The organism is Bradyrhizobium sp. SMVTL-02 (assembly GCF_051853005.1).
Taxonomy (GTDB): Bacteria; Pseudomonadota; Alphaproteobacteria; order Rhizobiales; family Xanthobacteraceae; genus Bradyrhizobium.
Map to the genome: position 1 here is coordinate 2671410 of NZ_CP182469.1, position 21216 is coordinate 2692625.

The following is a 21216-nucleotide window of genomic DNA, read 5'->3' on the forward strand; positions in this document are numbered from 1 at the left end:
AAAGGCCCATGGGCGAGGGCGCAGCGGAAGACAACGACCAGGCGGGCAGGGCGAAGGCCCAGCAGCGGATCGCGCAATGGGTCCGCGACTATAGCCGCCTGCCCGGCATCCCCGACGAGTTCCTGGGGCCCGACGGGGCGCCCCGCGCGGTCTGGAGCCGCTTCTTCGACGCCTTCGGCGCGCTGGCGCCCGACGAGGTCGAGCGGCGCTTCGGCATGGCCGACCGTCACCTGCGCGAGGCCGGCGTCACCTACCGCGCCCCCGGTGACAGCGCCGACCGGCCCTGGTCGCTGAGCCACCTGCCGCTGCTGATCGACGAGGCCGACTGGCAGCAGCTCTGCGCCGGCATCACCCAGCGTGCGGAGCTGCTCGAGCTCGTGCTGCGCGACATCTATGGCGAGGGCCGTCTGGTCGCCGAAGGCGCGCTGCCGGCCGCCGCGATCGCCGGCAGCCCCGAATATCTCCGCCCCGTCTGCGGCGTGCCGCCGCCCGGCGGGCGCTGTCTCTCGATCTATGCCGCCGACGTCGGCCGCGGCCCCGACGGCCGCTGGTGGGTGCTCGGCGACCGCACGCAGGCGCCCTCGGGTGCGGGCTACGCGCTGGAAAATCGCCTGGTGCTCTCGCGCGCCTTTTCCGATCTCTACAAGTCGATGAACGTGCCGCGCGTCGCGCCGTTCTTCGAGGCGTTCCGCGACAGTCTGCGCGCACGCGCCGATCGCGACGAGCCGCGCATCGGCGTGCTCACCCCCGGCAGCTTCAGCGAGACCTATTTCGAGCACGCCACGCTGGCGCGCTATCTCGGTTTCCTGCTGGTCGAGGGCGACGATCTCGCCGTCAGCGACAACCGCATCCACATCCGCACCGTCGCCGGCCTGAAGCGCCTCGACGTGCTGCTCCGCCGCGTCGATTCCAACTCGCTCGATCCGCTCGAGCTCGATGCCTCGTCTCGGTTAGGGGTGCCCGGCCTGATCGACGTGCTGCGCAAGGACGGCGTCGTCGTCGCCAACATGCCGGGCTCGGGCGTGCTGGAGGCGCGCGCGCTGCTCGGCTTCCTGCCGGCGCTGAGCCGCCGCCTGCTCGGCGAAGAGCTGAAGATGCCGCACATCGCGACCTGGTGGTGCGGCCAGCGCAGCGCGCGTGATGAAGTTTTGTCGCGGCTCGACGAGGTCGCGATCGAGGGCGCCTACCGGCGCGGCGTTCCCGGCTTCGACTCGAGCGGCCCGGTGCTCGCGAGCGAGCTCGATGCTGCCGGGCACCAGCGCCTGATCGACGCCATCGCCGCGCGCGGCATGGACTATGTCGGCCAGGAAGTGGTGCGGCTCTCGACCATGCCGGTGTGGGAGCAGGGCCAGCTCACGCCGCGCCCCTTCGTGCTGCGCGTGTTCGCAGCCGCCACGGCCGACGGCTGGGCCATCATGCCCGGCGGCTTCTGCCGGATCGCCGAGCAGCCCGATGCGCGCGCGGTGTCGATGGGCGACGGCGCCCGCGCCGCCGACGTCTGGGTCGTCTCCGACAAGCAGGTCTCGACCGCGACGCTCTTGCCCGCGACCGACAAGGTCCGCATCCGCCGCATCGCCGGCGTGCTGCCGAGCCGGGCCGCCGACAATCTGTTCTGGCTCGGCCGCTATCTCGAGCGCGCCGAGGCGACGCTGCGCCTGGTGCGCGCGCTGGGCTCGCCGAGCGGACCCAACAAGGGTACCGCGGCCTCGCTGCAATCGTCCGAACGCATCCAGCGCATGCTGGTGGCCTGGGGCGCGATCTCGCAGACCTCGCGCGCGGCGCCCGGGCGCATCGTCGCCGAGGCGCTGCAGAGCGCGGAGCGCTTCGGCTCGGCGCTGTCGCTGGTGCGCGCGGCCCTGCGCACCGCGACGTCGTTGCGCGAGCGGCTGTCGCCGGACGCCTGGCAGGTCATCACCGAGATGGCCGAGCGTCTCGCCCATGAGGTCGAGGACGACGACAGCGTGCTCAGCGCCGCCGAGCTGACCCTGCAGGAGCTGGCGAGCTTCGCGGGCCTTGCGCAGGAGAACATGAACCGCGCCGCCGGCTGGCGCTTCCTCGACATCGGACGCCGCACCGAACGCGCCATCAACACCACGCGCTTTGCACGTCAATTTGCCTATGACGAGGCCGGCGACGAGGATCTCGACATCCTGCTGACGCTGGTGGATTCCCAGATCACCTACCGCTCGCGCTATCTGCTGGCGCCGATCCTGGCCCCGGTGCGCGACCTCGCCGTGCTCGACTGCTACAATCCGCGTTCGGTGGCGTTCCAGGTGGCGACTCTGAACGAGCACATCGCGGCGCTGCCGAGCCTGAAGGAGCACGGCCTGATCGAGCAGCCGCAGCGGCTTGCCGTGGCGGTGCAGGCGATGCTGGCGACGGCCGAGGCCGAGAAGCTCGACGTCAAGACGCTGTTCGCGCTGGAGCAGGATCTGCTCAGCCTCGCCGAGGCGATCGGGCTGCACTATTTCCCGCACGGACCCAATGCCAGCCGGCCGGAAAAGCTGACGGGGCTGGCGTGATCTACGACATCCGTCACGTCACGACCTACGAATACGAAAGTCCGGTCAGCTTCGCCCGCTGCACGCTGCGGCTGGAGCCCAGAAGCGGCGGCGGCCAGGAGCTGATCTCGCATCAGGTGGAGATCCGTCCGCGCCCGTCCGAGCGCAATGTCCGGCGCGACTTCTTCGGCACGCTGACCGAGAGCGTCGTCATCGAGGCCGCGCATCGCAATCTGCGCATCGACTCGCGCTCGCGCGTCTCCGTCACGCGCCGGCCGCCGGCGCGCGATGCGGTCAGTCCGCCCTGGGAGAGCATCCGCGACGTCGCCTTCGAAGCGACCAGCCTCGGGCCGTCTTCGCCGGTAGGCTACGTCTTTGCCAGTCCGCTGGTGCCGGTGCTGCGCCCGGTCAGCGCCTATGCGGCGGAAAGCTTTCCAGCCGGCGAGGGCATCCTCAAAGGCGCGGTCGATCTCATGCATCGCATTCGCAACCAGTTTCGCTACGACCCCAAGGCGACGGTGATCTCGACCCCGCTCAACGAGGTCTTCGACAAACGTCACGGCGTCTGCCAGGATTTTGCCCATGTGATGATCGCGGGGCTGCGCGGGCTCGGTCTGCCAGCCGCCTATGTCAGCGGGTACTTGCGGACCATTCCGCCGCCGGGCCAGCCGCGCCTGCAGGGCGCGGACGCCACCCACGCCTGGGTGTCGCTGTGGTGCGGGGAGGAGCTCGGCTGGGTCGATTTCGATCCCACCAACGATCTCCTGGTCGGGAACGACCATATCGTGCTCGCGGTGGCCCGCGACTTCTCCGACGTCTCGCCGGTCGACGGCATCATCCTCGGCTCACCCAAGCAGAAGCTCGGCGTCGCCGTCGACGTGCTGCTGGTGGAGTGACGGCGCGCTCCGCCGTCACCGCCGCGAAGACGATGAAGACGCATGCGCCAGGCTGCCGCGCATCGCGCGAGCCTTGCGCTGACCTCCGATAAAGCGAAATTTGATTTCCGCGCCTCGGCCGGAGCCTTCCGACTGGTCGGCCCGGCTGCATCGCGCCGTGACCGCAACCACGATCTCGCAGGGCACAAGAGCAGCTTAATTTACGTATTTGGGGTGCGGGATTTGGTCCCTCGGCCCAACTTGGGCTATGCTGATCCTCGCGCCGAGGACAACTATGGGACGTCGGGAGCTGGCGTGGGACACCACCGACAAGCGGGGCTGCATCCATGATGACGTTACCGAGACTGGCGGCGGAATCCCTGGAGAAGTTGCTGGGCTCGTTCATGCGGCGCAGGTACGGCGAAGAGTCGGCGAACGTCATCGAGAGCGCCACGCGCACCACCATGGAATGCATCGGCAACAGCGATGCGCTCTACCACAACATCGAGCATACGATGCTGGTGACTTTGGCCGGCCATTCCATTCTCAGCGGGCGGTACCTTCACACTCACCTGGAGGCGGACGACTACGTTCATGTCCTGATCGCCTGCCTTGCGCACGACATCGGCTATGTCCGCGGCCTGTTTCCGGAGGATGACGAAGATGGCTTCATCATCGACGACGCGGGGACCAAGGTGTCGCTGCCGCGCGGCGCTTCGGATGCCAGTCTGATGATGTATCACGTCGATCGCTCGCAACTGTTTGTGCGGCGGCGGCTGCCGCCGATCCGCGGCCTCGACTCTGAGCGCATCGTCCGCGCCATCGAGGGGACGCGCTTCCCGGCCCGTGAGGGGCAGGAATATGACGACGAAGCCTCGATCCTGCGCGCTGCCGATTTCATCGGCCAGCTCGGTGATCCCAACTATCTGCGCAAAGCGAACGCGCTCTATTACGAGTTCGAGGAAGTGGGCATGAACCGGCAGCTCGGCTACGACTCGCCCGCCGACATCGTGAACCGTTATCCGCAATTCTACTGGAACAGCGTCGCACCGCACATCCAGACCGAGATCGGTTATCTCAACAAGACCGAGATCGGCCGGCAGTGGATCGCCAATCTCTACAGCAACGTGTTCCGCGCCGAACGCGACATCACGCTGTCCGGGCCGCAGAAGTAAGGCCGTTGTAGCCCGCATGGAGCGAAGCGGAATGCGGGAACGCCTGTATCCGCGAATCCCGGATTGCGCTGCGCTCCATCCCGGCTACGACCGCGCAACTCCGTGAGAAAGCCATGCAACGAAAAACCATCACCACGGATGTCCTCGACATCGCCTATCTTGAATACGGCGCACCTGATGGCTGGCCCTGCATCGTGGGCCACGGCTTTCCCTATGACGTGAACGCCTATGCCGAGGCCGCGCCGTTGCTCGCACATGCCGGCGCGCGGGTGCTGGTGCCCTGGCTGCGCGGCTACGGTCCGACGCGGTTTCGCTTTCCTGCAACGCTGCGCTCCGGCGAGCAGGCCGCGCTGGGCGCCGACCTGCTCGCCTTCATGGACGCGCTTCACATCGAACGCGCGATCGTCGGCGGCTACGATTGGGGCGGACGCGCGGCCTGCGTGGTTTCCGCATTGTATCCCGAGCGCGTCGCCGGGCTCGTCTCCGGCAATTCCTACAACATCCAGAACATCGCCCGGTCCATGGAGCCGGCCTCGCCGCCGGAGGAGGCGGCGCTCTGGTATCAATATCTCTTCCACAACGAGCGCGGCCGCCGCGCGCTGGAGCGCAACCGGCGCGGCTTCGCCCGCCAGCTCTGGTCGATGTGGTCGCCGACATGGGACTTCGACGACGCGACGTTCGAGACCAGCGCGGTGTCTTTCGACAACCCCGACTTCGTCGATGTCGTGATCCACTCCTATCGCCACCGCTACGCGTTGGTCGAAGGCGATCCCGCCTATGCCGGGATCGAGGCCAGGCTCGCCGCGCAACCCGCGATCCGGGTCCCGACCATCGCAATCGACGGCGACAGCGACGGCGTCAATCCCGGCACCGCGCACCATGCGCGCAAGTTCGAGGGCTTCTTCGAGCACCGCGTGTTCACCGGCGCCGGCCATAATCTGCCGCAGGAGCGGCCGGCCGAATGGGCGAAGGCCGTGCTCGACGTGCGCGCAGCCGGGTCCTGATTTTCGCGACCGCGGGAACTTTTCACTCATCCCGCCGTCCAATTCCTGAGTTGCGCGTCAAGCTGTCAGGAGGTGAGCATGAGCGAGGACAAGAAGCCGAGCGGGCCGGATCTGACCACGGGCGTATCGCTCACTGCGTTCAAGGACGGCAAGCTGCTCGGCCATGTCGGGGACGAAGACGTCCTGCTGGTGCAGGCCGGCGGCGAGATTTTTGCGATCGAGCCCGCCTGCAGTCATTATCACGGTCCGCTCGCCGAGGGCCTCGTGGTCGGCGACACCATCCGTTGCCCCTGGCATCACGCCTGCTTCTCCCTGCGCACAGGCGAGGCCACGCGTCCGCCCGCATTGAATGCGCTGGCGGTGTGGGAGGTGACGCAGGACGGGGGCAGGATTCGGGTTCAGCGCAAGCGTGAGGCGCCGAAGCCCTCGGCCGTGCATCGCAGCGCGCCGACACCCGAAAAATTCGTCATCGTCGGCGGTGGCGCGGCCGGCTTTGCCGCAGCCGAGACGCTCCGGCGCGAAGGCTTTGCCGGCGCCATCACCATGCTGAGCAATGACGGCGCGATGCCGGTCGACCGTCCGAATCTCTCCAAGGATTATCTCGCCGGCAACGCGCCGGAGGATTGGCTGCCATTGTGGAACGAGGACGACTATCGGAGCGCCGGCATCGATCTCAGGCTCAACACCAGGGTTACGGGGATCGATCCAAGAGCACGCAGCCTGACCCTCGGCAATGGCGACAGGCTGCCGTTCGACCGCTTGCTGCTCGCGACCGGCGCCGAGCCCATCAAGCTGCAAATCCCGGGTGCGGAGCAGCCGCACGTCCACACCTTGCGCTCCGTCGCCGACAGCCGCGCCATCATCAAGGCCGCCGGCAGCGCCCGGCGCGCGCTGGTGATCGGCGCCAGCTTCATCGGCCTGGAAGTTGCGGCGTCCTTGCGGGCGCGCAAGCTCGATGTGCATGTGGTCGCGCCCGAGCGGCGACCGATGCAGAAGGTGCTCGGGTCCGAGATGGGCGACTTCATTCGCGCGCTGCATGAAGAGAACGGCGTCAACTTTCACCTCGAGGACACCGTGGAGAGGCTCGAGGGCGCCCGCGCCACGCTGAAGAGCGGCGCCGTCATCGAGGCGGACCTCGTGGTGGTCGGCATCGGCGTCAGGCCGCGCCTTGCGCTGGCCGAGCAGGCGGGCCTTGCCGCCGATCGCGGCGTCAGCGTGACTGAATATCTCGAAACCAGCGTTGCCGGCATCTTCGCCGCCGGCGACATCGCGCGCTGGCCCGATCCGCATTCTCGGCACACCATCCGCGTCGAGCATTGGGTGGTGGCGGAGCGCCAGGGCCAGACCGCGGCACGCAACATGCTCGGCAGGCGCGAGCGCTTCGATGCCGTGCCGTTCTTCTGGTCCCAGCATTACGACGTCCCGATCAATTATGTCGGTCACGCCGAGAGCTTCGACGAGGTCGCCATCGACGGCAGCATTTCCGGCAAGGATTGCCTGCTGAAGTACCTCAAGGGCGGCCACGTGCTTGCCGTCGCTTCAATTTATCGCGATCTCGACAATCTCAAGGCCGAGCTCGAGATGGAGCGCTCGCGCGGCTGACGCACCGCATTCGAAGTTGATTTGCGTCAATGTTGCTGCCGCTGTGGACTGCTTTGGTGGCTGTCGCCCCGGCACGGCATGTGCTATTCTGGCGCGTGCTCCCGGGCTTCGCAAGCAGGAGTGGCCGCCATGACCAGTGCTTCCGATACGTCTCATCATCCCAGCCTCGGCTCCGGCATCGCGGCGCTGCATGCCAAATGGGGCTGGATCGTCGCGCTCGGCGTCGTCTACCTCATCGCGGGCTTCATTGCGCTCGGCAGCATGGTGATGGCTACGGTGGCGAGCGTCATCGTGGTCGGCGCCATGATGATCGTCGCCGGCGTGACCGAGATCATCGGTGCGTTCCAGATGAAGAGCTGGGGCAAGTTCTTGATCTGGGCCTTGCTCGGCGTGCTCTACGTGATCGCTGGCTTCCTGACCTTCGAGAATCCGCTGTTCGCAGCCGTCCTGCTGACGCTGTTTCTCGGTGTCTCGCTGATCGCCTCGGGCGCCGTCAGGCTGTTTCTCGCCTTCAGCATGAAGCGCGAGAGCCCGTGGGTGTGGGTGGCGCTGTCGGCCGTCATCACGCTGCTGCTTGGCCTCTTGATCGTGGCACGCTGGCCGGTGAACAGCGTCTATATCCTCGGCCTGTTCCTCGGCATCGACCTGATCATGGCCGGCGCCGGCTGGATCAGCGTCGGCCTCAGCCTGAAGCGGCGCGGCTGAAACCTCCGGCCAGGTGCGCGGTGCCGAAGCGCGATCAGATTTGGATGGATGGTCATCGCGCTTCGGGTTGACGTTTGCGCATGAGCTTTCCGCTCAGCCGCTTCGTACCTTTCCGGATCATGCTTGGGCTGATCAATCCAGTGGCATCTCGTCGAGCGGCCAGATCGGGCGGCGAACCTTGCGATAGGTGAGGGTCGTGTAGTCATTCGTGGCAAGGCCGCCGCTGTCGGCCAGGATCACTTCCTTGGCGATCGGCTCGAAAGCGGCGCGGAAGTGGTGGGCGGACTTGACCGCGACGACCCGAAACTGCGCCGGCTCCGCTCCGAGAATTCGGAACATTTCCTGATCATAGGTTTGCAGCGTGTTTGTCGACAGCGCGATCGAGATGCCGTTCACCTCGAGCAGGGCGGAGCGGCCGAGTGTCATGGGCTGACCGGCATTCATCGGTCCCTCGCAGACGAAGGCACCGTCCGACAGCGCGGCGACGCGTCCGGCCAGCGTGAGTGGTGGCCCGTAGCTTGCGGGATCGCGCTTGGCGCCGACAACGACGTCGAGGTCGGCCCCGAGACCTGCAGCATGACAGCGGGCGGCGGCTTCGGGATCGCCGAGCACACCGAGGAGCACGCCCTTGACGTTGGCCTTCAGCAGCGCCTCCAACAGGCGGACGCCGTCGCCATAGGCGCCTGAACCCGGGTTGTCGCTGTAATCGGAAATCACAAAGGGACGGGCATCGGCGACATCGGCTGCCGCCACCGCGGCAAGCCTGGTCGCGGCCGCCAAATCATATACCGCAACAGTGACCTCGGCGCGGCGACGGTAGATCTCGTCATAGAGCGCGGCCGCAGCCTGCCGCGCCGCCGTCTCGGCGGCGTTATGCGAGGCATCGTAGGTCACCTGCACGCTGGGGCCGACCTCGGCAATGTCCGAGCGGCTGAAACCCGCGCAGAGGTCGACCGACAACAGGCCGGGCGTTCGCGCCTCCATGTCTGCAGCGCGGGTCAGGAGATCGCTCATCACGCCGCCCTGGGTTCGCCCGTGATTGCATCCGTCGAGCAGCGGTCCTTGCAGGTGGACGACCTTCGGACGGATGTTGCCGTCCATCGCCGATTGCAGCAGATCGGCCGCGCGAAGTGCCGTCTCGTATTGGTCGATATGGGGATAGGTCCGGTAGGGCAGCATGATGTTGGCCAGGCGGCCCATGCGCTTGGTGACGTTGGCATGCAGGTCGAGCGTCACCGCGATCGGGATCGTCTCGCCGAGCCGCTTGCGCAATCCTTCCAGCAGCGCGCCCTCGGCATCCTCGTCGGTCTCGGTCACCATCGCGCCGTGCAATGCGAGGATGACGCCGTCGAGCGGGCCCGTCTCGCAGGCCTCGTAGACCAGACGTTGCAGCTCGGCCCAGCACTCGGCCGTCACCTTGCCGGAGGGCGTCGCCGAGGCTGCGATCGGCTGCACCAGGGTCCAGCCGTAGCGTTTGGCCGCATCCAGATGCCCGGCGATCTCCATCTTGGTGGCGCCGAGCGCGGGGGCGATCTCGGCTCCCAGCAGAAACAGCCGCTTGCGAAAATCATCGAGCGTGGTCGGAACGATCGAGAACGTGTTGGTCTCGTGGGCGATCTGCGCGGAGAGCACACGTCGCGTCTGGCTCATAGGGGCACCTTCTTGTTCATGGAAGCCGCGGGCCTGATCTCGCGTCCTCACAAGGCGCTTCGCTAGCATCGAATCGGGCTTCCCCACCAGCAACTCGACGCAAGACCATCTGGCGGAACTCCGCTGATCTGGCGCCCTGACAAGAGCAGCCCGCCGCGCGGCTGCTTCGCTGGCGGCGATGATCATCGGGGAGACACCATGAGAGCCGCTTTGGCCCTGGCCGCAGCTTTGGCTGCCGCCTGCCTGTCCACGCCTGCGCCTGCACAAAAATCCTATGGTCCCGGCGTCAGCGACACCGAGATCAAGATCGGCAACACCATGCCCTATAGCGGCCCGGCTTCGCCGCTCAGCATCACCGGCCGGGTGATTGCGGCCTATTTCGACGAGGTCAACGAGAAGGGCGGCGTCAATGGCCGCAAGCTCAATCTGATCTCGCTGGATGACGCGTTCTCGCCGCCCAAGACCATGGAAGCGGCGCGGCGCCTCGTCGAAGGCGAGGGCGTCGCCTTCATCTTCGCCACCATGGGCACCGCGCCGAGCTCGGCGATCGCCAAATATCTCAACAGCAACAAGGTGCCGCAGATCTTCCTGATCAGCTCGGCGTCGAAGTGGAACGATCCCGCCAACATGCCCTGGTCGATGGCGCTGCCCTGGGCGCCCAACTACACCAGCGAGGCCGCGATCGACGTCGCCTATGCCCGCGCCAAGAACCCGAATGCGCGGTTCGCCGTGCTCTACCAGAACGACGACGCCGGCAAGGAATATCTGCGCGGCGTCAGGGAAGCGCTGGGGGCCGATGCCGACAAGGCGATCGCGATGGCCTCGAGCTTCGAGGTCGCCGATCCCACGGTCGATTCCCAGGTGCTGACGCTCGCCAACACCAAGGCCGACGTCTTCATGATCTATTCGGTGACGCCGCGTGCCTGCGCGCAGGCGATCCGCAAGGCCCACGAGGTCGGCTGGCAGCCGACGCGCTTCCTCGCCTCGGGCTGCGCCAACAAGGCGACCGTGATGGTGCCGGCCGGGCTTGAGGCCGGCAAGGGCGTGCTGTCGCTCGGCGCGCTCAAACCTTTCGTCGAGGCGCCGAAGGACGACCAGGCGATGACGACCTATATCGACTTCATGAAGAAGCGCCTGCCCAACGCCGACATCAACAACGTCGCCGGCCTCTACGGCTACACCGTCGCCGAGGCCCTGGTGGTACTGCTGAAGCAGTGCAAGGACAATCTGACGCGCGAGAACATCATGGCACAGGCGGCGAACCTCAAGAACGTGCCGCTGTCGCTCCTGATGCCCGGCATCACGCTGAACACCACCCCGCAGGATTTCCGCCCGATCAAGGACGGCTACATGCTCCAGTTCGACGGCAACGATTGGATCGTTGCCAGCGAGCTCCTGCGCGGGACGTGAGGCGCGAAACAGCGGCCGCGGCGACGGTGCACCCTCTCCCCTTGCGGGAGAGGGTGAATGCGCGAAGCGCAGCCGGGTGAGGGGTCTCTCTCCTCACGACGGGTTGTGCGAGCAGAGAGAACCCCTCATCCGGCGCTTCGCGCCACCTTCTCCCGCAAGGGGAGAAGGGAAGAAGCGCCCTCATCGGGCGCAGAATTCTTGGCGAACAGGAGGACCCATGGACTTTCAACACTCCGCCCGTTCGCTGGAGCTGCAGGAGCGCGTTCGCCAGGCCGCCGACAAGATGGACCGCAAAGGCAACAGGCCGCGCGCGATCTGATCGTGGCGGCCAACATCGTGGTCCCCAGCACGGCCGCCCGCGTCATCACCGCGCCATCCAGATCCACGCCGCCGCCGGCGTCTCGCAGGACACGTTCCTCGCCCGCGCTTACGTCTGCGCCCGCTTCATCCGAATCGGTGACGGCCGGACAGGTGCATCTGGCGGCCCTGGGCAAGGAACTGACCAGGCGCGACGGAGTGATGGCGGGCTGAAAGCGGTAGCTGACTGCCGCTCGCTCATTGCCTCGGCGGTGCGCACCGCTGCCGTATTTTTCATCGCGACGGCCGTTCCGAGTGTTTCAGCGACTTGCCACTTTTTGGAGGGCTTGCCGCGCCGGGTCCATTCGGCGACACTGCTCGTATTTCAAGTAGTTGTTTTAACGGGGGCCTTGCATGCCCGAAACATTGGAAAGCCTGTTGTGGTGTGCCGCGCTGGCGACGTGGCTGATGCTTCTCTTCAGGATCTTGGGTGAGCGCTTGAAGCCGCTCTCGAAACGCTTCAGCCATCTGATCGAGGTCGCTTTCGGGCCAAGGGCGAAGTGATGCGGTAACGGCCTTCCTTCAAGGCCACGTCGCGTTGCCCTTCGTAGTATCTTGCGCATTCGCAGCTCTGCGAGTGGCGAAGACGCTTGCGCCACGATTTGGAGCAAAGTTCTGCAGGTCACCGGCTGCACACCGCGGAAGAAGCTGAAACGAACGGCGCTGCTAGCCGGTCAGTCTCCGATCGAGCGAGAGCCGGCCCGCTCCGGTGACGAAGATCAACAGGGCGCCCCCCATGATCGTGATGTTCTTCAGGAAATGATTGTACTGCCCGATCTGCTGCGCGCCGGCCGGATATTCCCAGTAGCGATGTCCGACTGCAGTCGCCGAGAGTACGAACAGGAACATCACGATTGCGCAGTAGCGCGTGCCGATGCCGAGGACCAGACAAGCCGACATCACGATTTCCAGCGCGACGGTGAAGGTCGTGAACAGCACGGGCGCCGGTACGTTCAGCGACCGGAAATAGCCGACCGAGCCGCTGAAGTTGGTAAGCGCGCCGTACGCGCTGCCGATGAAGACCCAGGCCAGCAGGATGCGGCCGACCAGGATCAGCAGGTCGGCATTGCCGCTTGCGAACTTGTCGATCGCAGATGTGGACCAGGAAGAGCGCGATAGCATGGTGGCTGCCTTATCGCTGAGGACGGCACCTGAATGACGATGATGGTATCACGATCGGCGAAGCGCATGAAGGGCGCCTGGCGGCGCATGATGCGCTGCAAGCAGGCGCCGCAAATGCCGCAAGTCAATTCAAGAGTAGCGCCCAATCGCCATGCTGACACTATGCCAGTGTTTTGCCCGACGGGTCAAACGAATTTCGTAAAATCAGCAGTTTCTCGCGCCGGCGGCCAAGCATTTATAAAGCCGACCCCGGCTACTGTGCATGGGGTTGTTTTCCGAACTTTTGGGTGAGCGCGGGCCGCCGACGGCTTCGCGCGCCGCTATCCCGCCCTGGCGATGCGGCCCTCCGTCGCCCCCGCGCGCAGGTTCTGGAAGAACGTCTCCACCTCCCGCGACAGCGTCGCCGCCGTCTCGGTCAGGCTGCTCGCGGCCGTCAGCACGGAGGCTGCGGCCGTGTCGGTCTCGCCGATGGCGTCGCGCAGCGAGCTGATGTTGGCGACGAGCGTCGCGTTGCCTTGCGCGGCGCTTTGCGCGTTGGACGAGATCTCGCGCGTCGCCTGGTCCTGCTGGCCGACGGCACCGGCAATGGCTGACGTGACCTCGTTGATCTCGCGCACCGCGCCGCCGATCTCGCGCACGGCGTCGACCGCGTTGCGGGTGGAGGCCTGGATCATCGCGACGTTCTCGCTGATGTCGGCGGTCGCCTTCGCGGTCTGTCCCGCCAGCGCCTTCACCTCATGCGCGACGACGGCAAAGCCGCGGCCGGCATCGCCGGCACGCGCGGCCTCGATCGTGGCGTTGAGGGCGAGCAGATTGGTCTGCTCGGCGATCGCCTGAATGAGATTGAGCACGCCGTCGATGCGCTGCGTGGCGGCCGCAAGGCTCTCGATCTCCGCGATCGATTTCTCGGTGCGCTGGCCGGTCTGCTCGACAGCGCCAGCGCTCTGGCGCACCTGGCGGCCGATCTCCTCGACCGAAGCCGACAGCTCCTCGGCCGCGCCCGCGACCGCCGTGACGTTGTGCGAGGCCTGCTCCGTGGCCTTCGCCGCGGTGCCGGCGCGGCTGGATGCATCCGCGGTGACGCGGGTGATGGTCTGCGCGGTCTCGCGCATCACGGAGGCGTTGTCGCTGAGGCCGCGCATGATCGCGCCGATCGCCTCGCGAAACGCCTCGACGGATTGCTCGATATGGCGGGCGCGCGCCTCGCGCGCGGCGGAATCCTGCGAGACCTGCGAGGCCAGGTTGCGATTGCGCGCCATCGCGTGCTGGAACACCTGGATCGCGCGGGCGAGCGCGCCGATCTCGTCGGCGCGGCCGGAGTGCGGCACCACGACGTTCTCGGCGCCGTCGGCGACCTGCTCGATGGTGGCGGTGATCGCGGCGAGGGGCCGGGCGATCGAGCGGGCGATGATGACGATGCCGATCACGACCAGGGCCAGCGCCAGGCCGCCGAGGCAGGTCAGGACGAAGGAGAGGGTGCGGTTGGTCTCGGTCTCGTGCGCGACCTGCCTGGCGCGCTCGGCATAGACCTTGGACAGCGCCTCGAGATCCTTGTTCAGCGCCGAGCGCACCGCGCGGTTGGCGTCGTTGTCGCCCCATTCGCGGCCGGCGGCCGCGTTGATCTCGACGCCGCGGCGCACCAGCTCCTTGCGGAACTCGACGAACTGCTCGATGCGCTTCTTGAAGGTCGCGAACTGCTCGGCATCGTCGGCCTTGACGATTGTCTCCCAGCGCTTCACGACATCGAGGATCTGGGTGTTGAACTTGAGCAGGCCTTCGCCGTATTTCTTCACCACGGCCGGCTCGGTCGACATGTAGACGCCGCGCGATTCCATCACCACCGCATAGACCAGCGAGTTGACGCGCTCGACGTTCAGCGCGGCCGCGTTCGCGGTCTCGATCGCGCTGGTCAGGTCGGCGCTGCGGCGGCTGTTGTAGTCGGACAGCATCGCGATCGCCGCCGTCAGCAGCGCGAACAGCGCGAAGACCGCATAAAGCTTGGTGGCCAGCGTAAAGCGGCCCGCCAGGGTGGCGGCATTCCCAGATCGGTCGGATGTCATGGTGTTCAGGAGCCCGGAATGGCCTGAAGCGGCCGGTGAGCGACGGTCGTGCGGAATTGATGCAAAACTATGCGAAATGAAGATGGACGCGGCGTTAACGCGCTGCTTGGCTCCCTTCGTGCTTTGTCGAAAGGAAGGCAAGCTATTTCAGCGTCTTGAACCGAAGGTATAGTTCCAGGATAGTGCTGGGCCGGCCGTTGGCCGACGAGCCCCGGAGAGGCCCTTGGTCTACCGCCACACCATCGACGCCACGACCTACACATTCCCTGATCTGCGCGACCTGCTCGCCAAGGCGACCCCGCCGCGCTCCGGCGACCGGCTGGCCGGAATTGCCGCTGCCAGCTCCGAGCAGATGATCGCGGCGCGGATGGCGCTCGCGGACGTGCCGCTCGTCGAGTTCCTGCAGGAAGCCGTCATTCCCTACGAGACCGACGAGGTCACCCGTCTCGTCATCGACAGCCACGATGCCAGGGCCTTTGCGCCGGTGGCATCGCTGACCGTCGGCGCCTTCCGTGACTGGTTGCTGTCGGACGCTGCAACGTCGGAGGTGTTGAACGGGCTGGCGCCCGGCATCACGCCCGAAATGGCGGCCGCGGTGTCAAAACTGATGCGCAACCAGGACCTGATCCTGGCGGCGCGGAAATGCGAGGTCACCACCGCCTTCCGCAACACCATCGGCCTGAAGGGTCGCATGAGCACGCGGCTGCAGCCCAACCATCCGTTCGACGATGCCAGGGGCATCACCGCCTCGATCCTCGACGGCATCCTGCTGGGGGCCGGCGATGCCTGCATCGGCATCAATCCGGCCAGCGACGACCCCGCCGTCATCGCGCAATTGCTGCGGCTGCTCGACGAGATCATCGCGCGGCTGAAGATCCCGACGCAAGCTTGCGTGCTCACCCATGTCACCACGACGCTGTCGCTGATCGGGCAGGGCGTGCCGGTCGATCTCGTCTTCCAGTCGGTTGCCGGCACCGAGGCCGCCAACCGCAGTTTTGGCATCGACCTCGCGCTGCTGAGGGAGGGGCAGGAGGCAGGCCTGTCACAGAAGCGCGGCACGGTCGGGCAGAACGTGATGTATTTCGAGACCGGCCAAGGCTCCGCGCTGTCGGCGGGCGCCAATCACGGCGTCGACCAGCAGACCTGCGAGGCCCGCGCCTATGCGGTCGCGCGCGCCTTTGCGCCGCTCCTCGTCAACAGCGTGGTCGGCTTCATCGGCCCGGAATATCTCTATGACGGCAAGGAAATCATCCGCGCCGGGCTGGAGGATCACTTTTGCGGCAAGCTGCTCGGCCTGCCGCTCGGGATCGACATCTGCTACACCAACCATGCCGAGGCGGACCAGGACGACATGGACAATCTGCTGACGCTGCTAGCCGCTGCCGGCGTCACCTTCATCATGGGCGTGCCCGGCGCCGACGACGTCATGCTGAACTACCAGTCGACGTCTTTTCACGACGCGCTCTATGTCCGCGACGTCTTCGGCTTGCGCCGCGCGCCGGAATTCGATGAATGGTTGGTGCAGTCGGGGATCGCGGGCGCCGATTTCCGCCTGGCCGGCGATGCAGGCCTGCTACCCGATTTCGCCTCGCGGCTGATCGCGTGAGGTGGACCGGGAGTCGCCCGAGAAACCATTGGTCCCCCGTGGAATTATGCTCATGCCACAATATTGAGAAATTCCGGCGACAGCATTACGCTATGTGCCTGGCTGGCAATTTCCGCAACCAGGTCGAGTGTGGCGGGGGAGCTTAGATGCGAGCTGAAAGCAACGGTACGTCCCGGCGGATTCTCTGTGTGTTTCCGCGCTACACGTCCTCGTTCGGTACCTTCGAGCATTCCTACCCACTGACCGATGGCGTCCGCGCCTTCATGCCGCCGCAGGGCCTGCTGCTGATCTCCGCCTATCTTCCGAAGGACTGGCAGGTCAAATTCGTCGACGAGAACCTCCGCCGCACGACCAAGGAAGAGTTCGAATGGGCAGAGGCCGTATTCGTCAGCGGCATGCACATCCAGCGCCAGCAGATGAACGACATCTGCCGCCGCGCCCACGAGTTCGATCTGCCGGTCGCGCTCGGCGGTCCCTCCGTCAGCGCCTGCCCGGACTATTATCCGTCGTTCGACTATCTCCATGTCGGCGAGCTCGGCGACGCCACCAACCAGCTGATCGAGATTCTGTCGCGCGACACCTCGCGTCCTGACGAACAGGTGGTCCTCACTACCAAGGACCGGGTGCCGATGACGGAATTCCCGATCCCGGCTTACGAACTCGCCGACGTGAAGAAATACTTCCTCGGCAGCATCCAGTATTCCAGCGGCTGTCCCTATCAGTGCGAGTTCTGCGATATCCCCGGCCTCTACGGCCGCAATCCGCGCATCAAGACGCCGGAGCAGATCATCGCCGAGCTCGACCGCCTGCGCGAATGCGGAATGACCGACACGGTCTATTTCGTCGACGACAATTTCATCGGCAACCGCAAGGCGGCCATGGATCTGCTGCCGCATCTGATCGAATGGCAGAAGAAGACCGGCTACGTGGTGCGGCTCGCCTGCGAGGCGACGCTCAACATCGCCAAGCGCCCCGAGATCCTCGAGAAGATGCGCGAGGCCTATTTCATCACCATCTTCTGCGGCATCGAGACGCCCGACCCCGATGCCCTCAAGGCGATGCACAAGGACCACAACATGATGGTCCCGATCCTGGAGGGCGTGCACACCATCAACTCCTACGGCATGGAGGTCGTCTCGGGGATCATCATGGGGCTCGACACCGACAAGCCGAACACTTCGGAGGCGCTGCTCGCCTTCGTCGAGGAGTCCCGGATTCCGCTGCTCACCATCAACCTGCTTCAGGCGCTGCCGAAGACGCCGCTATGGGACCGTCTGGAGCGCGAGGGGCGCCTGATCGAGGACGACGGGCGCGATTCAAACGTCGACTTCCTGTTACCGTATGACGACGTCGTCGCATCGTGGAAGCACGCCATGGCGGTCGCTTACGAGCCCGAGAAGGTCTACGCGCGCTTCCAGTATCAATGCGACCACGTCTATGTGCACCGCCTCAAGGTGCCGGTGCCGGAGGAGATGAAGACCTGGCCCAATATCAGGCGGGCTCTCGTCATGCTGCGCAACATCTTCTGGAAGGTCGGCGTACTCGGCGACTACAAGCGCGTGTTCTGGAACTTCGCGCTCGGACGCCTGAAGCGCGGCGACCTCGAAGGCCTGATCGGCTGCACTCTGATTGCGCACCATCTCATCACCTTTGCGCGCGCGGCCTCCAGCGGCAAGCAGAACGCCTCGAACTACTCGATCCGGCTGCGCGAGGCCGCCGTTCCCGCAGAATGAGCGACAAATCTGTTCCGGCCCGTCCGACCATCGATCTCAGGTCGTTCACGCCCGCGCGCGTTGCGCTCGGGCGCAGCGGTGCGAGCGTGCCGACAAAGCCGCTGCTCGATTTCACGCTTGATCATGCCCGCGCCCGCGACGCCGTGCATGCCGTCTTCGAAGCGCCGCGTCTGCTCGCCGATCTCGGCGCACTCGGTCTCGCGGTCAGCGCGGTGAGGAGCCAGGCCGTCGACCGCGGGGACTATCTGCGGCGGCCGGATCTCGGACGACAGCTCGATCCAGCGGCCGCCGAAGCTCTCGCGCGAAGCGCTGCCGGGCCATGCCCGCTCGCGCTCGTGATTGGCGATGGCCTCTCGGCGGCGGCGGTCCACGCCCATGCGGTGGCGCTGGTGGCGCGCCTGCTGCCGCTGCTCGCGGAAGGCGATGCTGTCGCGCTCGGCCATGTCGTCGTCGCCTCGGGCGCGCGCGTCGCACTCGGCGACGAGATCGGCGCGATTCTCGGCGCGCGCATGGTCGTCATGCTGATCGGCGAGCGTCCCGGACTGTCCGCGCCGGACAGTCTCGGCGCCTATCTCACCTTCGCCCCGAAGCCGGGCCGCACCGATGCCGAGCGCAATTGCGTGTCCAACATCCACAAGGCCGGGTTGAGTCATGGCGAGGCCGCCTTCAAGATCGCCTGGCTCGTCCGCGAGGGCCTGGCCAGGGAGGTGACCGGCGTGGCGCTGAAGGACGAGAGCGCGGACCGGGCGCCGCGTCGAATCGGCACGGCATTGCCGGAATGACGGGCATTCCGGCAAAATCGCCGCATCTTGATCGATTCGGCCACCCTCCGCGCGCTTGCGAACAGGCCTTTTGACCTGCTAAACCGCTGCCGGCGATTTTCCGCGCATTTTCAACGGGCAAGCCTCCCATTGGTATGGCGTTTTCAAGCCGTTCGCGGGGCGCAATAAGCTCACAAGACCGAGCCGATTTAGGAACTGGACAAGGCATGCTCGAAAAGCACAGCGAGAGTGAGGTTCATGTCGACAAGGTCGAGCAGAGACCGGCGTCCTCCATCGCCTTCGGGCTGGAGCGGCTCGGGCTGATCGCCGTCCGCGCCCCGATCGTCTCCTGCATCGTCCTGCTGGCCCTGATCGTCGGCGCCGTATTCGGCATCCAGCGGATCAAGATCGACGATTCGCTGTCGCAGCTGTTCCGTTCCGACACACGCGAATTCAAGCAGTATGAAGAGGTGACCAAGAAGTTCCCGGCCGAGGAGTTCGACGTCCTGGTCGTGGTCGAAGGCAAGAATCTGCTGGCGCGGAACAACCTCGAGAAGCTGCGTGACTTCATCACCGATATGCAGCTGGTCGAGGGCACGCGTGGCCTCGTCTCGCTGTTCTCGGCGCGCCAGGCACCGGCCCCGGGCAAGCTGCCGGCGGCGCTGTTCCCGCCCGAGCTGCCCGAGGGCGCGGCCTATGACAAGTTCATCGAGACGGTGAAGAACAACGAGATCATCCGCGGCAAACTGCTGTCGGAGGATGGCACGCTGGCGCTGATCGTGCTCTCGCTCGATCCGGAGGTGGTCGCCTCCAGCAAGCTGACCAAGACCGTCGGCGACATCCGTACGCTGATGAAGGAAGACCTCAGCGACACCGGGCTCAACGTGCAGCTCTCCGGCGTGCCGGTGATGCAGCTCGAGATCCGCAACGCGGTCGAGCGCGACGGACTCACCTACAATATCTCGGCATTCTTGCCGGCTGTGTCATCGCCATCATCTTCTTCCGCAAGATCTCCTTCATGATCGCGGCGGCGTTCCCGCCGATGATCGCGATCCTGCTGGCGCTCGGCGCGCTCGGCTGGGCCAATTTCAATCTCAACATGTTCCTGAACGTGATGACGCCGCTCATCATGGTGATCAGCTTCTCGGACTCGATGCAGCTGACTTTCGCCGCGCGCGACCGGCTGATCGCCGGCCAGGACAAGTTCACCGCGTTCAAGAACGCGGTGCTGGTGGTGGGGCCGGCCTGCGTGCTGACGCATGGCACCGCCGGCATTTCCTTCATCGCGCTCCAATTCTCCAATTCCGACCTGATCCGCAAGTTCGGCGAGGCGGGCCTTGCCGCCACCATCATCGCGCTGGTCGCGGTGCTGTCGCTGGTGCCGGTTTTCGGCGTGCTGTTCGTGCGCAACGAGAAGATCTTTGCGGTCAAGTTCCAGGGCGCGGACGCCGGCGTCCAGGCGCTGCGCAATTTCTGCTACTGGATCGCGGTGCGCATGGTCGGCCGGCCCGGCCTGTTCAGCTTGATCGCGGTGCTGTTCGTCGGCGGCCTCGGCGTCATCTATGCCAATCTGGAGCCGCGCTACCGGCTCGCCGACCAGGTGCCGGACAAGCGCCAGGCGGTCGCCGCCAGCGACCGGCTCGATGCCAAGCTCACCGGCGCCAACCCGGTCAACGTGCTGATCGCGTTCCCCAAGGATGAATCGCTCTATTCCCCGGAGACGCTGCAGACCATCGCGGATGTGCATGCGACGGTGGAAAAGGCAGCCGGCGTCGGCAATGTCTGGTCGCTCGAGACCCTGCGCCGCTGGCTCGCGGAAAAAGCCGGCAGCGCCGACGTGGCGACGCTGAAGGAATATGTCAGCGTCATCCCCGAGCATCTGGTGCGGCGTTTCATCGACGCCGAGCAGGACGCCGTCGTGGTCGCGGGCCGCGTGCCGGACAAGGATTCCAGTCAGCTCCTGCCGATCGTCGACAAGCTCGATACAGAGCTCGACACCGTCCGCAAGAAGCATCCCGGCTACGAGATCGCGGTGACCGGTCTTGCCGCGATTGCCGCGCGCAACTCGGCCAGCATGATCGAGAAGCTGAACCGCGGCCTGACCGTGGAATTCGCGCTGGTCGCGATCTTCATCGGCCTCGCCTTCCGCTCCTGGGTCGTGATGCTCGCCTGCATTCTGCCGGGCATCTTCCCCGTGGTGATGTCCGGCACGGTGCTGTGGGCGATGGGGGAGGGGCTGCAATTCGCCAGCGTCGTCGCGCTGACCGTCTCGTTCGGCCTCGGCCTCAGCGCGACCATCCACTTCCTCAACCGCTTGAGGCTCGAGAGCAAGCCGGGCGTCGGCTCGGCACTCGCAGTGGAGCGGGCGACCGTGCTGGTTGGACCTGCGCTGATCCTGACCACGGTGGTGCTCGCCTGCGGCCTCGTCGTCACGGTGTTTTCCGACCTGCCGTCACTGCGGCTGTTCGGCTGGCTCAGCGCCTTCTCGATGGTCATGGCGCTCGTCGCGGACCTCTTCATCCTCAGGCCGACGGCGATGTGGTTGATCAACCTGCACGGCAAGTTGCAGGGCACGGACAAGCCGGCGATCTGAGCGTGGGGCGGCGAGGCCGCCCCGCAATCACGTCTCGATCCGGACGATCCCGTCCGGATTAA

General features: G+C 66.0%; 13 protein-coding genes and 2 pseudogenes. 12 read left to right on the plus strand and 3 right to left on the minus strand.

Annotation, left to right across the window (positions count from 1 at the left end):
* The first annotated feature begins 8 nt into the window (after nt 1-8).
* The 6 genes from ACNJYB_RS12440 (at nt 9) to ACNJYB_RS12465 (ending at nt 7862) form a co-directional block, all read left to right on the plus strand.
* Complete coding sequence (locus tag ACNJYB_RS12440; protein ID WP_439374228.1) at nt 9-2522, plus strand: circularly permuted type 2 ATP-grasp protein; 2514 nt, start codon at nt 9-11, stop codon at nt 2520-2522.
* Nucleotides 2519-3397: a transglutaminase family protein gene (locus tag ACNJYB_RS12445; RefSeq protein WP_439374229.1), complete on the plus strand. Its 879-nt coding sequence runs from the start codon at nt 2519-2521 to the stop codon at nt 3395-3397. The genes ACNJYB_RS12440 and ACNJYB_RS12445 overlap by 4 nt, the downstream gene beginning before the upstream one ends.
* A 326-nt stretch (nt 3398-3723) precedes the next feature.
* A complete protein-coding gene (locus ACNJYB_RS12450; protein ID WP_439374230.1) occupies nt 3724-4551 on the plus strand; it encodes a metal-dependent phosphohydrolase in 828 nt (275 codons plus the stop codon).
* 113 nt (nt 4552-4664) lie between these two features.
* Nucleotides 4665-5555, plus strand: a complete 891-nt coding sequence (locus ACNJYB_RS12455; RefSeq protein ID WP_439374231.1) for an alpha/beta fold hydrolase — start codon at nt 4665-4667, stop codon at nt 5553-5555.
* Between the two features lie 78 nt (nt 5556-5633).
* Nucleotides 5634-7157 (plus strand): FAD-dependent oxidoreductase, encoded by a 1524-nt coding sequence (locus tag ACNJYB_RS12460; protein ID WP_439374232.1) that lies wholly within the window; start codon nt 5634-5636, stop codon nt 7155-7157.
* Nucleotides 7158-7286: 129 nt separating this feature from the next.
* Nucleotides 7287-7862 (plus strand): HdeD family acid-resistance protein, encoded by a 576-nt coding sequence (locus ACNJYB_RS12465; protein ID WP_439374233.1) that lies wholly within the window; start codon nt 7287-7289, stop codon nt 7860-7862.
* 132 nt (nt 7863-7994) lie between these two features.
* On the opposite strand, the gene ACNJYB_RS12470 is transcribed toward ACNJYB_RS12465, so the two are convergent.
* Nucleotides 7995-9512 (minus strand): M81 family metallopeptidase, encoded by a 1518-nt coding sequence (locus ACNJYB_RS12470; RefSeq protein WP_439374234.1) that lies wholly within the window; start codon nt 9510-9512, stop codon nt 7995-7997.
* A gap of 198 nt (nt 9513-9710) precedes the next feature.
* Here ACNJYB_RS12470 and ACNJYB_RS12475 point away from each other — a divergent pair, with 198 nt between their 5' ends.
* Nucleotides 9711-10922, plus strand: coding sequence for an ABC transporter substrate-binding protein (locus ACNJYB_RS12475; RefSeq protein WP_439374235.1), 1212 nt, complete (start codon nt 9711-9713; stop codon nt 10920-10922).
* 268 nt (nt 10923-11190) lie between these two features.
* A pseudogene (locus ACNJYB_RS12480) lies at nt 11191-11453 on the plus strand (acyl-CoA dehydrogenase family protein); the annotation flags it as partial.
* A 492-nt stretch (nt 11454-11945) separates the two neighbouring features.
* Here ACNJYB_RS12480 and ACNJYB_RS12485 read toward each other — a convergent pair.
* Nucleotides 11946-12401: a DoxX family protein gene (locus tag ACNJYB_RS12485; protein WP_439374236.1), complete on the minus strand. Its 456-nt coding sequence runs from the start codon at nt 12399-12401 to the stop codon at nt 11946-11948.
* Between the two features lie 320 nt (nt 12402-12721).
* Nucleotides 12722-14461: a methyl-accepting chemotaxis protein gene (locus ACNJYB_RS12490; protein WP_439374237.1), complete on the minus strand. Its 1740-nt coding sequence runs from the start codon at nt 14459-14461 to the stop codon at nt 12722-12724.
* Nucleotides 14462-14684: 223 nt separating this feature from the next.
* Between ACNJYB_RS12490 and ACNJYB_RS12495 the strand changes: the two genes are divergently transcribed.
* The 4 genes and pseudogenes from ACNJYB_RS12495 to ACNJYB_RS12510 all read left to right on the plus strand — a co-directional run bounded on the left by ACNJYB_RS12495 (nt 14685) and on the right by ACNJYB_RS12510 (nt 21154).
* Nucleotides 14685-16067 carry an ethanolamine ammonia-lyase subunit EutB gene (locus ACNJYB_RS12495; RefSeq protein WP_439374238.1) on the plus strand — a complete coding sequence of 461 codons (1383 nt, stop codon included), beginning with the start codon at nt 14685-14687 and terminating at the stop codon, nt 16065-16067.
* Nucleotides 16068-16213: 146 nt separating this feature from the next.
* Nucleotides 16214-17800 carry a B12-binding domain-containing radical SAM protein gene (locus ACNJYB_RS12500; protein ID WP_439374239.1) on the plus strand — a complete coding sequence of 529 codons (1587 nt, stop codon included), beginning with the start codon at nt 16214-16216 and terminating at the stop codon, nt 17798-17800.
* Entirely contained in the window at nt 17797-18582 is a 786-nt protein-coding gene (gene eutC, locus ACNJYB_RS12505) for an ethanolamine ammonia-lyase subunit EutC (protein WP_439374240.1), read from the plus strand. The genes ACNJYB_RS12500 and eutC overlap by 4 nt, the downstream gene beginning before the upstream one ends.
* Before the next feature lie 206 nt (nt 18583-18788).
* Nucleotides 18789-21154: pseudogene (locus ACNJYB_RS12510) on the plus strand (efflux RND transporter permease subunit).
* Nucleotides 21155-21216: the final 62 nt, after the last annotated feature.